Genomic DNA, 13,391 nt, shown 5'->3' with positions numbered 1-13,391 from the left:
TCTCTCAAGAGTTGGAGCCTCCGAAAATCCCTGGGTGGTTCACGCCGCCCTTGTCTAGAGATTCTGCTTGCACCCGAAGGGGCGTCCACACATGGCCGTGGGGGACTGCGACACGGCAGCGCTGCCCGCGCGGCGCCCGCCCATTGCGCCGCTCCATGTTGGTGGCGGCTGCGGTCCCGTCTAAGAACACGACGCGCTCCGGATCGAGGTCGAGCTGGCCCTCGAACCCCGCTCGCGCGTCTCCTTCACGTCCGGGCGGTTCTGCTCGGCCGCGTGGAGCGCCCTTTTTTGCGGCTGATGCCGTGGCGCTTGAAGAAGCGCGACAGCCCACTCAGGCTCACTGTGGCGCCGTGTTCCTGCAAGGTCGCCCGCACCTCGCGCAGGTGGGCTTGGGACCGGTCCTCAAGGGTCTGCAGGATCAGGACCGCATGGGCCTCGGTTCGATGCGAGTGCCGGTCTCCGCCCATTGGCTTGGCAGCGATCTCACCTTCCGCCCCGAAGCGGGCGGGCCAGCGGATCGTCCTCGCCTTGCCCACGCCGAACCGCTCCGCCGCCTGTCGGCACGAGGCGCCCGCCTAGATGGCGGCGATCACCCGCTCGCGAAGATCCTGCGACAGCACTGTAGCCATGGTGCTTCTCCGTGATCCGAACATCACGGAATCACAGCACCGGCCACCACACTACCCCGGCCGACTCAGATCGAACGGCAACAGCTCTAGTCGACCGGAGAGAGAGCTTCAGCGAGATTTCTTCGCTCAAGAACATCAATTCGGCCGCCAACAGTCGCATTCACAAGATGTCGGCCACGCGTACTGAGCGCATCACGAACTTCAATGAAATGCTCACGCGCATGAGTTTCGTACGCAAAAGTCGGCCAATTATCCTTGATAGTAGGATCAAAGTAAGCCGCCCCTCCACCGCCTGTATAGTCCATATCAATCCCTACGAGCACGATTCGTTTCGCGCCTAAGTACGCACCAATTTGAATAGCCGAAAAAACAACAGAAAATCCCATGAATACTCCCGCGGTGATGTCATCAGAGAACCCACCGGGTGTTATGACTTTCACTCGCCACGACCTACCGGAGACCAAAAGTTTATGACGCGGCATAAGAAATAAAAACGGCCTATCGAAAAGACTGACATCAGCAAACGGATAAAATATCCGGTCCGTCGAACAAAATTTGTCGCCAGACAACGCTCTTACTTCGTGACGCAACTCCATCATTCTAAGGTAGTCAGTAAGAACGAACCCAGCATAGCTAGGCTGAAATCTATTCGCGAGCCGATAGGCATTATTCAGAAATAGGACATTTGCCCCATCAAGAAGCCCCAAATCGGTCTTCGCGATCGAAGGGCCGGTCCCTAGGCAGACAATCACGCCCCCTTTTAGTTTACCTTTCATCTCCGACAAGGCGCCAAGACTGTCCAAAGAAAGACGTCGAAAGGAAGTTAGCGTCCGAGACTCTTGAAACGGGCTCATTTTACAATCCTATCCGCAAGAATGTTCCTCCAGATCTCGCTGGCGGCTGCGACCGAATGGTACCGATAGCAAGTTCGAAGCGCACCGCCGCCAATGGCGTCACGAAACGCCTCATCTCTTAATAGGCGCAAGGTATACTCGACGAACTGCTCCGCATCCGCAGCCACACAACCACTCTCACCATCGCGGATGTGACTACGTCCATGCATATTGTTAAGTGTAACGATCGGCAATCCAAGAGACATAGCTTCCACGATCTTTACATTCTGGCCAGTGCCCCAAAAGAGTGGAGCGAAAGCTACTTGCGCGGATCTATACGCCAAACTTAGATCGTCCAGCCTTCCGAGCTTGATTAAACCCTCAGCGTTTGGAAGTTTCTCACATATTGATCCAGCTACTAGCAGCCTGAACGAAGGAACCTGCGAGCGAACAGCCGGCAAGATTTTCTTTATCAAGAAAGCAGCGGAAAGCTCATTGACCCAATTCTCGCTGGCGACAAAAATCGCACAAGGGTCTGGGGAAGGTAAAATTGGGCGGGGTTCGGCGGTAACAGGGAGATAAGTGACGCGTGCGTGCGGACAAATAGTAGATAACTGATCTGCATCGCGCTCAGAAATGGCTATGACTTCGTTTGCAGCTTCAAGGCGGAGGACCTCTTCCGCTAGATTTGCCCCCCTTGATATACATAGGCATCTAACTGGAAAATAGCGTCGCCATTATAAGCCATGGGCGACATACCAAACCTGCTCTGCAGTCGCGAAAGTATGCCTTCGCGAACACTCGTGAAATCGTGCGTATCGAGAACACACTTACTTCCATAGCTCTGCGCAATAACGCCAAAATGCATATGCTGCACAAAATTCACAACGACGAAATCTGGGCTGAATTGTTCCATAAGACGGATAAATCGGATCGTAGAAGAGCTCCGCTGAAAGGCGGCCCAATTGATTTCTCCTGAGTCGCTCGGTGCAGTTGAGACTGCCGCCTCCTCCTTCGAAAGAGCTGCTACATCGACGAGCACGCCATACTCACGAGAAAGTCGGGTCGCTTGAAATGTCGCGCTATCGAGGTCTTGCGGACGAACCTCACAAAATAGTACCACGCTAAAGCCGCAATACTGAAGGCAGCGAACATTTGCCAATACTCTTGCATCTGCCCCATTGCTCGGCGGAAATGGCACTCGGCGAAACGTTACTATTGCCACCTTCGAGCCCGGCAACAAACGACGCGTGCCAGACTCTGCAGCTGCGCGAGAAGCAAATTTCGTAAAGGAAAGGGCACTACCCACCGAGAGGGCACTAAGTGCCCTCAAAGGGGCATTATCCCCGCCGCCTGAGTCGACCTCGTTATGATAGTTATTCCGGAGAAGCCGAACAGCAGCCTCGTCGAGATGAATACGAGATCGAAAAATTGTGTCGACCTCACTGGGCGAAATCCTGCTCGATGACCCATCGCTTAACGCGCGCCTGATCTGAGCGGCTCCTGCCGTTTGGGGGAAACGGAGCACACTTAACCTTTGACTTACGCCTCGCTCGATTTCACGAGCAATTTGGTCATCGTCGGTAGCGTTTTGAGTGTCGAACAAGATTCTATCGCGCAATCCAAGGGATGCCCATTCGCTTTCGCTCAATGTTCCGCTGCCCGCGTACATAGTCGATGTAATCTCTGCTACATTACAACAACGCAACAGCTCGACGATTGTTTGAACGGGTGTATGAAGTGATGAAATAGCACTTAGAGCATGGCTCATCGGCCATTTCGCGAAACAGATCACACCGCCCATTGATGCAAGCGTAACCACAATGTCGGCGATAGACGAGCTGTCGAGTACTCGGGTTTGGGGACCTGCGCCAGCGAGCTCCGGAACGGAATTGTAAATTACAAACGCATCCGCACGGTCGCAGCCGGCAACGATATACTCGACCTCAGCATGCCCCTCGGCCAAAGATAATTAAAAGACACACAAAGTGGTTTTTGCTCCGCAGACAAATCCCCGAGAACGTCAGCCAAATTACAGTCGTTTAGGTCGACCGCGTTATTAAAGTAATTCAGCGCGCCATCGAAACTCGAGATTGATGCGCAGTTCTCTATGAACAGTCGAGGGCATAGAGATTCATTTAAATAGTTTTTACTTACAGTGAGAGCACGCGCAGTAGTCATGGAGTTTGTACAGAAAAAGATCGGCTCGACGGCTACAGGCGATTTCGCCGTCATCAGACCGCGATCCATAGCTGCGCGCAGCGTTACCGCATATTTTTCAACCATCACCTCGTCCGAGAGCTCCGAAGTCAGCTCGCTCAAATTTCGCTGGAGGAGTCGCCTCAGTGCAGGGCCGGAACTGAGCTGAACGATCGACTCAGCGATTGCGCTGCAGTCTCCGCTTTGCTCAACATAAAGATGAGATCGGTTCGGCGCAATTATCTCGAGACCACCTGGAGATGTCGTCACGATCGGCTTTTTTAGACGCGCTGCCTCAAGCAGCGAAAGCGATAAGCCTTCAAAATGACTAGTCTGAAGAAATATGTCGGACGTTGCAATAAACCGCAGAGGATCATCCCTCCAACCCATCAAAGAAACACGCGTTGCGACACCAGCATCGACGAGTTGCTGCTTGAGGTTTTTCATGTCGGGCCCGTCGCCGACCCAAAGGAAATGGACCCTCGGCCATTTTGCGGATGCCTCCTTAACCACCTGCACGAAGTCTAAGTAACCCTTTTGGGCATCTACCCGAGCAACGGTACAGGCTATGATAGAACCGGGCGGAAGCCCGAGCTCCTCCAGCAACCTCAGCTTGTTATCTTCAATTTTCTCCTCTGTGAGTGAGAGATATTGCTCCTCTACATACACCCCGTTCCGTATGACCGAGAACCTTCGACGGGGGATTCCAGAGGAAGAGCTGAGCGCGTCTGCCACGACGTCGCTAACCGCAATCAGAGGCTCACCGGCATCCGCGAGTTTTCTGAGCTGCGCTCCCATAAATGGAGAGAGTTCGGCATTTGGTCGGAAAAGGTGGAAAATGCTGATGACCGGGATATCGGCCTCCACTGCTGCACATGCGATGCCAGCTCCGCTGTCCGGCCACGGGTATGGAACGATCAACAAGTCCGGCCGTATGTCCTCGATAATTCGAGATGCGGCATCATGCTGGTGTTGGAAGCGCTCGCGCTCAGAGCAATCGCGCCAATATCCGATCGGCCCACGAGTTCGCTGCAACCCGTGAGACGCGGCTTCTGTCCAGAGGCGCGCTAAATTGCGAGTTGCCTCTCCGCAAACGATGGTCTCGAACCCTGCCGCTTTGAGACCGCGCGCCAGTGTCACGGAATGAATTTCTGCCCCCCAAATCCAGTACTGGGAGTAGCAAGGAGAACCCTCGGAAATTTGGACGGATTAATTTTTGGGCCCATCATGGGATCCTAAGGTCAAGGAAGAAAAACGGCAGCGAGTGACGACCATCCGGCTTATATCGTGCGCAAATTCGCCTTTTCGACGTGAAGGCGCTCGATAGAAGACATCAGATGCTGAAAATCGGAACGCCAATTTCCGCAATACTCTGCTAGCAGGATTGTACTGGCATCGGCCAACCCAGAGAGCAAATCTGGCTTCTCCTGTATCTCTTTGCTACATGCAACTAATTCTTGAACACTTTCCAAAACATGGAAAGGATGTACCGCGTTGAATCCCATCATGCCTTCGCGCGTTGAGATTATTGGCATTCTGTATTCGAGCGCCTCAAGAGTTTTGATCTTCAAACCACTGCCGCTTACGAGGGGATTTAAAGCAATATCAATCGTGCTGTAAAATTCGTCAAGATCATCGACACGTCCAATCAGCGATACATTTTGCGAAGCTACATCTATACTTCCGCAAACATCTCCGGCCACAAACAAGTGCATGCGTGGAGATGCTGATCTTACCCACTCGTCGACCAATTGTTGGTAGAATTTCTGGTTGATTCTGTTATTTGATCCAATTACACCAAATAATCCCATATTGATTCGGCTCGTCGTCGCACGCTCAGCTGGTGCATGCTTAAGTAGTTTGATTTCGGAAGAGCTGATCTCCGAGAAGTAGGAAGCCTCGGTCTCCTGGATCGCGACAACAATATCGGCACGGTTAAGACCAACGCCCTCTTGATCTGGACTCGTCCAGAAAAAATTGCGCGGTATATTCGCGCGGTCCAGCAGAAGATGGCGATCTCCGAATTTATCATGAGTGTCCAGCAGCTTAACGCAACTGGCGGGTGCCAGATCTAAAATCTTACTATACATCACGTAGTTGACCAAGATGACATCTGGCTGAAGCTGCTGTATCGCACGTTCCGCTTCAGCAATCGTCTCAGCGTCGATCCAATCATCGATATTGAAAATTTCTCCCTTCGGTTGACGCTTTATTTCTGTTGGCTCGATAAAATCGACGAGATCCCACTGGCCCTTCATAGCGGAAAGCGATTCTGGCATTAGCCCTTCTCTACCGGTGTAAAAGAAGCAAATTTCGTTTCCTTCCTGTCTTATAGCACTTAGCATATTATATATGCGGACTCGGTTTCCCGCTGTTAGCGGAGCAGTTGGAGTTGGTGAGAAGACAAGCCAGCGCATGAGATCACCTAATGATTATTTGCCTAAGCAAAACTCCGAGGAAACGACTGTCTTCCGAAGCGCGCACGCTGCATGGACGGTAGCGACGAGGGATGTTAAGCACGACTTGGAGTGCTTTCGCAGAGGAGGGTGGAGAAGGAATTGTGAACTCCACGCTTCCTTGACAGTCGAAGGGCGCCGCGCTTTGCAGCCCTTCGATTTTCTTTATCGCCGATTTTGCCCTCCTATGATCGATCGATGCAGTCAAGAAGAGCAGATTGTTCACATGAGCGGCCCCTCCCAACTCGAGTTCTAGCTTGACCGCTCCTCCCGGAACCTCAACCATCAGCACAGATTCAAGACGTTGATCACTCCAAATTTCCGGCACCTCTGTGAGCTCGACGTGATGCCAACCTGCACCAAAGCTTAAGCCTTGCTCACCGGGCCTCAATGAACCGAGAACGGCCTCTCTTGCCATTTTGCATGCTCCGAAATCAAAGTGAACATCAGGATTCAGATCGCGCTCATGATCTAGTGTTTTCTGGGCCGCAGGGGGATGTAAAGCTATTATTCCCAAATAAAAATATTCTAGATCGCAGTTAAACTAAAAACTTCTACCTCGATAGCGTGATAATATTTGTGCATCGCCCGGCAGCCGCTCCATCTTGGTTGCCGTTCGCTGTGCCGCATTGATGAGCATCGACATTGGGTCGTCGCTTTGCATTACACTCTAAATAATTAGGAAGGCAGAGGCGGGGGGAGATACATACCACAATAGAAACTCGTCGGCCGGCGGGGAGTTGGTAAGGAATTTCTGTGCCAAATTATTTGGACTCTTCGTTGTTTAGTTGAAAGCTGCGGGGGGATTTTTTGTGAGATACGACAGGTGGAAGCATGAAGCAAGCTAGATGCGGCCGTTATGCCGCGGCATCCGGCTGATTGTTGGCTACTGCGGCGTCTGAAATGTGGAGCCTTCCTTGATCTCGAATCCTGAATCGCGCGTCGTTTGGAAGGCAAACTTGGTAACAATCGATGTTACGCTTGCATTCTATACTGATTCTTTGGCTAGTGACTCCGTGTTGTCTTTCGTTATAAGTAGCGCGCGGTACAATTGCGTGTAAAACAACTTCTATCGACCTGTTGTCATTCTCTTGTCCACGAGCGCGCGTGCGCGTTCCAAATCGTGCGGCGTGTCGACGCCGAGAGGCAGGTCGTCGACGACGGCCGCGTCGATGCGCATCCCCGCCTCGAGCGCCCGAAGCTGTTCCAGCTTTTCGCGGGTCTCCAGGTGGCCGGGCGGCAGGGACATGAAGCGTGCGAGCGCCGTGCGGCGATACGCGTAGAGGCCGATATGGTGGTAGAGCGGCCCCTCCCCCCACGGGGCGCTGGCCCGCGTGAAGTAGAGCGCGCGCAGCCTGTCCGGCCCGACCGGATGGCCGACGAGCTTGACCACGTTCGGGTCGGTCGCCTCCTCGGCCCGGGTGATCACGGCACAGAGCGTGGCGATGTCGACGGCGCGGTCGGCGAGCGGGCTGACCGCTGCGCCGATGGCCCGCGGGTTGATCGTCGGCAGGTCGCCCTGCACGTTCACGACGACGTCGTAGTGCCCCTCGGGATCGACGGTCTCCAGCGCCTCGGCGAGCCGGTCGGACCCGGACGGATGGTCGGCCCGCGTCATCGTGGCGAGCCCACCGACCGCCTCGATGGCGGCCGCGATCTCCTGCGCGTCGGTGGCCACAACGACGGGGCCGATCCCGGCCTCCATTGCGCGCCGCCAGACATGCACGATCATCGGCTCGCCCGCGATGTCGGCGAGCGGCTTGTTCGGCAGCCGCGTCGCGGCGAGCCGCGCGGGGATCAGGACGAGGGGGTCGGACATGCTGTCAAAAGCCTTCGATGCAACAGTGGCGGTGCTTAACAGCTGGCAGTTACCGAGACATAAATTGTACTCGCCCAGAAATTTAGGCTGCCGATAACGGTACAGGATGATCGGATAGCTGCAGGCTAGACCTGCTGCACAATAGATCCTGACCCTATCGGCACGCCGCTTGATCTCCTTGTTGAGGCGCTCCAGCGGGTTCGTAGTCGGTATGAGGATGGCTGTGCCGCGGTTCGGCCGGGACGCGGGTTCCGGCATATTGTGCGACCGTCCGGGACAGAGGCACCGGGAGCTCAAAGGTTCGGGCAAGCCGAGACACAAGATGAGCTGAGAGCTTGGGTTAGTGACTGGCCGCCTCTGCGACTCGCCCAGTTGCGCTGAGAGCGCGGATGTAGGTGCCGTTTCGCCCGCCGCTCCCCTCCTGTGGTGATGAGAGGGGCTGCCATGCGCCGTGTGATCGGGATGGACCTGCACCGCACCTTCGCCGAGGTCGTGGTCTGCGAGGACGGCCGGCTCAGGCACGCTGGCCGGGTCGATCTGAGTCGCAGCGGCCCGGAGGCCTTCGCGGCACGCTACACGCCAAGGACGAGGCCGCGATCGAGGCGGCCGGCAACGCCATGGTCCTCTCGCACCTATTGACGCCACACGTGTCCCACGTTTTCGTCACCAACTCGCTGTAGGTGAAGGCGATCGCCCACGCGCATGTGATGATTAACAAGCAAGAGCGACACGGGCGTGCTTGCCAGCCTGCGTGCTGCCGATATCCTGCCGGAGATCTGGACCCCGGACGCGGCGACCGAGCAACTGGTCCGGCTCGTGGCGCGGCGCAATCATGTCGTTCGCTTCCGCACAGGGCTGAAGAACGAGACACATTCGATCCTGCACCCTCACCTCGTGCCTCAATGCCCGCACGCCGACCTCTTCAATCGACCCGGCCGAGCGTAGCTGGAGCGGCAAGTCCTGCCCGGCGACGATCACGCTACGATCCGGCGGTATCTGCGCGAGTTCGATGCCTTGAGGGAGGACCTCGCCATGCTCGATCGTGCGATCAGCGAGGCCACGGTCGACAGCCAGTTGTGTGCCGCCTGCTCACGGTCTCCGGCATCAACGTGACGGCGGCGACCGGACTCGCCGCCGCAATCGACGACGTGGGCCGCTTCTCCAGCCAGCAGAAGCTGGTGAGCTACTTCGGGCTCAATCCCGCGCGTGCGTCCGGCCTTGGCCTCGCTCAGCACACGGGCGCATCAGCAAGGCTGGGCGCAGCCGCGCCCGTGCCATGCTGGTCGAGGCCGCCTGGGCCGCCGCAAAAGCTCCGGGTTCGCTTCACGCCTTCTCCGTGCGCGTGCGCGCCCGGCGCCGTCATCAGGTCGCGACCGCGCGCAAGCTCGCCATGCTCTGCTGGCACCTGCTGACCAAGGAGGCGGACTACCTCTGGACTGCCTCACCCCCGTGGCCAACAAGGTTCGCGGTCTCGAACTGCAGGCGGGTCTGCCGCAGAAGAAGAGCAACCGATCCGGTCCGGCCTACGCTTACAACGTCAAGGCGCTTCGCGAGCAGGAGATGGAGATCGCCCGGTGGGCGGAGACGGCCTACGAGCACGTCGTGGCGCACTGGACGCCACGTCCTTCGAAGGCGGTGCACGGACGCCTCAAACCGGGAGCGGTCGGATAAGGCGGCTCGGCGGAGCTTGCAGCCGACGCTCCGCGCTTGGCCACGAGGTCGTCAGCGCAACAAGAAAACTACCATGGAAGGCTCGGCGGGTCTTGTCCATCTCATTCGTGCTGTGAAGCTTCGCCCGATGCTGGAGTGGGAAGGTCAGGTAGGCCAGCACGTCCTCGCACGTGGCCCCAGTGAAGCCCTCAAGCACGACTCTTCCATCCGGCCCTCAATAAGCAGCTCACCGCGTGCGGTGGGTAGAGGATGGCCGCCCTGGCGGCTGTGATGCGAAAGCTGCTGGTGACGCTCAATGCCATTGTTCGCGACCGCGCGCTATGCCGGCCACTCACCACTTGACCTTCAACACAGCCGCTCAGTTGTCTTGGCCCTGCCTTGGAGAACTGGGGCTTTGCGGGTCCATCGATGCGCCATCAGTCGCACACCACACAGCGGGACTGAACATCAGCGACGCACGAACTGATCGATCTTGACCCAATCGACTTTCCTCATGGCAGAGACAACCGGAGGCGCTCTTCCGGGACGCCCAATTACTGCCGCAGCATTTTGCTCCCGCAGCACAACCGCATCGACTCGGCTGCGATGTGCTCCTGCGGCTAGACCGCTGATGCAGCCAGTCTGCAGCTTGAGGATCCCAGATATGAGCCGTTGATACATTCCGAGAGTGAAGTCACGCAAAGCTTGGTCCACCCCGCCAAGCGAAATTGTTCTCCGCCAACCGGAGAATCGATCTCCTCATCTTACGATTTACCGGCTCTGCTGAGTTGAACGCATCAACCAATCGTTCCTCGAAATCATCGGGTTGGAGAGCAATCGGCGGAGGGAGTTGCAGACATTCGCAAAGCGCGTGATTTTTCGGAGTGTTCCCCGGAAGACTCACAGATCTCGCTCCTCGCGAAGCAGCAGCGACGAGATGATGAAAACGGCCGCTTACGAGAACATCCGCGGATCCGATATGGTCAAGCCATTCCCCACACGATTTCGGTTTAAGCAATTCGAGATTTGAAATCTTGTCCTGAAGGATCGAAAAGTGAAGATCATCTTCAGGCGGGCCGCCACCGTATCCACCTGATAAAAATGCGATTTTCTGACCATACTTCAGCGGCAACACCGCCACAGCCGCCGCAAATCGACCGACGTCTTCGGCCCCCAGTGCGAGCTAGTTCCAATAATAACCGAGTCGCTGAATCTCCTCCTTTGTCTACTATTCGCGACGTAAAGCGGAAGAGAATCAAAGCCAATGCGGGCTGCAATGCCAAGCCGTCGATATACCTGCAGACTGCTACGCTCCCTAGCCACGATGGAACTCGCACGGCTTAAACACGCCTGATACAGATTATCGTTTGCACTAACTTGTTCGTGGGTTACCCCCGATGGAAAGCAGGAATGATTAACAAGAAACACCTTCTTTTTATAGACCTCATTTGCGAGAAATATTAGACCTAGCAAATTTTTTGGCCCTCTGTGATCGCGGTGAAGCGTCCCTTCACCGTTTACTACAATAAAGTCGCATCGTTCAATTGATCTATGCAGAAATGGAGCCCTCTCGCGCAACAGCAACGAAGCAGAATGCGGTTCATCTAAAACCGCGACTAAGCTGCTCGGGAGGCCAATATCGCTATGTGTTGTCTCAACATCGAATGTTGTAATAAGAAATCCATCCCTAAGTAAGGCATCGAGCAATATTGAAGACGTCGCGTAGCAACCCCAATGATACTGAAATGCAGTATTATTAAGGAATAATACATGCCCGCTCTTGCCAGCAATGCCATTGAATCTATTTAATGAAAATAACGCCATGATTAATTGCGCCCGAATTATCAGGATAATCTTCGATCACCGCGTTAGGCATCGAGCGACAAGTGACAACAGTGAAGCGCAAGATGGTCTGAATCAACGACGATAGAGTAGAAAAATGCGATTTTCAACTTCACACCACTCCTCTAGTCCAGCCATATCTCAATGCCATTGCTTGACAAATTCTGCAAGCGGCTCGACTTGCTTACGCCAACTAAAATTTTCTCTGGCATATACAAAGGCGGCCTCTTCATTCTGCCTGATTACGTCAGGTTGCATTAGCAGAGTTTCGAGCGCTAATGCAAATTGTTCCAGCTCCGCTGTAAAAATCTTTCCTCTCACATGGATTGGAAGCGCTTTGGCGGCGTACGGTGTTGCGAGAACTCCTACTCCCCTCATCATGTAATCAATGGTCTTCAAGCAAGACCCTCCTCCACTGGCAACAGGGTTTAAAGCAATCTGCCATGACGACATCAAGTGTATCTTGTCACACTCGTCTAGGATTCCGTGAAGATGCACATTTTCAGGAACGGTTCCATACAGCTCCTCGCTGACATCGCCGACTACATCGAAATGAATCGCGGTGAGCCTAGGGGCGACATGCGAAACAATGAAACGAGCCGCTTCTACGTTTGGCTTATGCGCCGATCCGACAAATCCTACCCGGTTAGGAACAGGACAGCGCGAGACCGATCGCTCAGATGCGTGTTGGTCCGCACCGTGATCTACTGTCAGGACTTCTGATGCTCCCTCCGCCCGGAATTTCAAAGCGTCTAAGGTACTACACGTTACGACGAGATTGCTCTTCCAACTTAGACTTGCCTCGATTGAGGCGACAAAACTTACTAAACGCGCGGCGAGCGGTGACCTTCCGAGAATTTCACTCTTCAATTCCGCTTCTTTATTATGAGCTGAGTAAATTATACAGATGTTCTGAGAAATTTTCATAATGAATTCTATAAGAGGGCCCATATAGCAGTGCTCAAAAATCACTGCGTTCGGCTTGCTCTCCAACAGATCAGACAGCAATTTCTTCATGAAAGAATTTTTTGTCACTACGAGAGCCGTCGCAATGTCGTCGACTGAACATAACGTTTGCTGCGCAAGCAGCTTACGTATTGTTTTATGTTCGGAGGTCATTGGGATTTCGATGGCGAGAAGCGTCCGTTTAACTAATCTCACACAAAACTTATTGCCAAAAGTTAAAACTACAGCATTCGCGTCTAAATTAGATAGAGTATTTACAATGCGAAGCGCGCCCCCGATTTTCTGTCGATAATCGAGTAATCGTTAAGTCCTATTATAGAAGACCTTCTACGATCTGGAATTTTCGGCAGACTTCTTTGGTTTTGATAAATGTGAGCTATAGTATGCCTAAATATTATCCCCGACTCCCGCTCAGTCAGAAGCGGGCGCGCTGCGGGGAACTTACTTTCAGGTGGGATCCGCCCGCCCGGCGACGACATATTTCAGAAATCGTTCGCCAAAGCGCAGGTCCAGCTTCTCTTATCCAGAATTCCGAGGCGTTTTCATCGAGTCCGAGAGAATGTGCGGCGACCGGAGTGGCGATCACCGGGATGCCTAACACCCTTGCCTCAGAGACGCTCGCTGCCGCTGAACCAGCACTGCCGACAACCACGACCATGTCTATCGAAGATAGTAAGTTCACCCACGCATGGTTCGTGAGGCATCTTCGAACTTGGGGTGCTCCCAATCCTGCCTGCTCGGCGGGGGCGCTTCCTGCTTGAATGACCGTGAATTCAAACTTGTCACGGCACTCTTCCTGCGCTCGCTCCATGAAAGAGGTCGAACCGCCGGTGTCCGAGTTCGAAAATGCGAGTAGCAAATGGTAGCAGCGACCGTTGGCAGACATTTTTTTCTGCCAAGCCAATTCAAGAACTTCTTCGTTACATCCATCAGGAATGCAGAAGACACTGTCGGACCCAATTTGGTAGCTCAATTGCAGTATCGCGGAGTGTGCTTG

General features: G+C 54.5%; 14 protein-coding genes and 1 pseudogene. 3 read left to right on the top strand and 12 right to left on the bottom strand.

Features of this window, described 5'->3' with window-relative positions; genetic code table 11:
- Nucleotides 1–81: 81 nt before the first annotated feature.
- The 9 genes and pseudogenes from DK389_RS35655 to DK389_RS15985 form a co-directional block, all read right to left on the bottom strand.
- A pseudogene (locus DK389_RS35655) lies at nucleotides 82–282 on the bottom strand (IS630 family transposase); the annotation flags it as partial.
- Nucleotides 246–536: a hypothetical protein gene (locus tag DK389_RS35650; RefSeq protein ID WP_109891037.1), complete on the bottom strand. Its 291-nt coding sequence runs from the start codon at nucleotides 534–536 to the stop codon at nucleotides 246–248. The pseudogene DK389_RS35655 and the gene DK389_RS35650, both read right to left, overlap by 37 nt.
- A gap of 179 nt (nucleotides 537–715) precedes the next feature.
- Nucleotides 716–1,483 carry a hypothetical protein gene (locus DK389_RS32460; RefSeq protein ID WP_162560676.1) on the bottom strand — a complete coding sequence of 256 codons (768 nt, stop codon included), beginning with the start codon at nucleotides 1,481–1,483 and terminating at the stop codon, nucleotides 716–718.
- Nucleotides 1,480–1,986, bottom strand: coding sequence for a glycosyltransferase family 4 protein (locus DK389_RS35645; protein ID WP_418292063.1), 507 nt, complete (start codon nucleotides 1,984–1,986; stop codon nucleotides 1,480–1,482). The genes DK389_RS32460 and DK389_RS35645 overlap by 4 nt, the downstream gene beginning before the upstream one ends.
- 158 nt (nucleotides 1,987–2,144) lie before the next feature.
- Nucleotides 2,145–3,233: a hypothetical protein gene (locus DK389_RS32455; protein WP_162560675.1), complete on the bottom strand. Its 1,089-nt coding sequence runs from the start codon at nucleotides 3,231–3,233 to the stop codon at nucleotides 2,145–2,147.
- Nucleotides 3,234–3,361: 128 nt separating this feature from the next.
- Nucleotides 3,362–4,810: a glycosyltransferase family 4 protein gene (locus tag DK389_RS15995; protein WP_418292062.1), complete on the bottom strand. Its 1,449-nt coding sequence runs from the start codon at nucleotides 4,808–4,810 to the stop codon at nucleotides 3,362–3,364.
- A 131-nt stretch (nucleotides 4,811–4,941) separates the two neighbouring features.
- Complete coding sequence (locus DK389_RS15990) at nucleotides 4,942–5,940, bottom strand: glycosyltransferase (RefSeq protein WP_162560674.1); 999 nt, start codon at nucleotides 5,938–5,940, stop codon at nucleotides 4,942–4,944.
- A 142-nt stretch (nucleotides 5,941–6,082) separates the two neighbouring features.
- Nucleotides 6,083–6,535 carry a hypothetical protein gene (locus DK389_RS32450; RefSeq protein WP_162560673.1) on the bottom strand — a complete coding sequence of 151 codons (453 nt, stop codon included), beginning with the start codon at nucleotides 6,533–6,535 and terminating at the stop codon, nucleotides 6,083–6,085.
- A gap of 651 nt (nucleotides 6,536–7,186) precedes the next feature.
- The gene (locus DK389_RS15985; RefSeq protein ID WP_109891029.1) at nucleotides 7,187–7,936 is read right to left on the bottom strand and encodes a 3-deoxy-manno-octulosonate cytidylyltransferase; all 750 of its coding nucleotides are present in this window, start codon (nucleotides 7,934–7,936) and stop codon (nucleotides 7,187–7,189) included.
- Between the two features lie 735 nt (nucleotides 7,937–8,671).
- Here DK389_RS15985 and DK389_RS34310 point away from each other — a divergent pair.
- The 3 genes from DK389_RS34310 to DK389_RS34300 are packed head-to-tail and all read left to right on the top strand — an operon-like array spanning nucleotide 8,672 to nucleotide 9,607.
- A complete protein-coding gene (locus tag DK389_RS34310) occupies nucleotides 8,672–8,881 on the top strand; it encodes a hypothetical protein (protein ID WP_236960084.1) in 210 nt (69 codons plus the stop codon).
- Entirely contained in the window at nucleotides 8,839–9,348 is a 510-nt protein-coding gene (locus DK389_RS34305; RefSeq protein WP_236960082.1) for a transposase, read from the top strand. Before DK389_RS34310 ends, DK389_RS34305 begins: the two co-directional genes overlap by 43 nt.
- A 37-nt stretch (nucleotides 9,349–9,385) precedes the next feature.
- Complete coding sequence (locus DK389_RS34300) at nucleotides 9,386–9,607, top strand: hypothetical protein (RefSeq protein WP_236960080.1); 222 nt, start codon at nucleotides 9,386–9,388, stop codon at nucleotides 9,605–9,607.
- A 673-nt stretch (nucleotides 9,608–10,280) separates the two neighbouring features.
- On the opposite strand, the gene DK389_RS32445 is transcribed toward DK389_RS34300, so the two are convergent.
- From DK389_RS32445 to DK389_RS32440, 3 genes are all read right to left on the bottom strand, one after another.
- Nucleotides 10,281–10,721 (bottom strand): hypothetical protein, encoded by a 441-nt coding sequence (locus tag DK389_RS32445; RefSeq protein ID WP_162560672.1) that lies wholly within the window; start codon nucleotides 10,719–10,721, stop codon nucleotides 10,281–10,283.
- Between the two features lie 848 nt (nucleotides 10,722–11,569).
- Nucleotides 11,570–12,547, bottom strand: a complete 978-nt coding sequence (locus tag DK389_RS15970) for a glycosyltransferase family protein (protein ID WP_109891025.1) — start codon at nucleotides 12,545–12,547, stop codon at nucleotides 11,570–11,572.
- 262 nt (nucleotides 12,548–12,809) lie between these two features.
- Complete coding sequence (locus DK389_RS32440) at nucleotides 12,810–13,367, bottom strand: hypothetical protein (protein WP_162560671.1); 558 nt, start codon at nucleotides 13,365–13,367, stop codon at nucleotides 12,810–12,812.
- Nucleotides 13,368–13,391 lie beyond the last annotated feature (24 nt).

This window comes from Methylobacterium durans (assembly GCF_003173715.1).
GTDB lineage: Bacteria > Pseudomonadota > Alphaproteobacteria > Rhizobiales > Beijerinckiaceae > Methylobacterium > Methylobacterium durans.
Note: the sequence above shows the minus strand (reverse complement) of the source record. Positions and strands in the feature narration are given on the sequence as shown.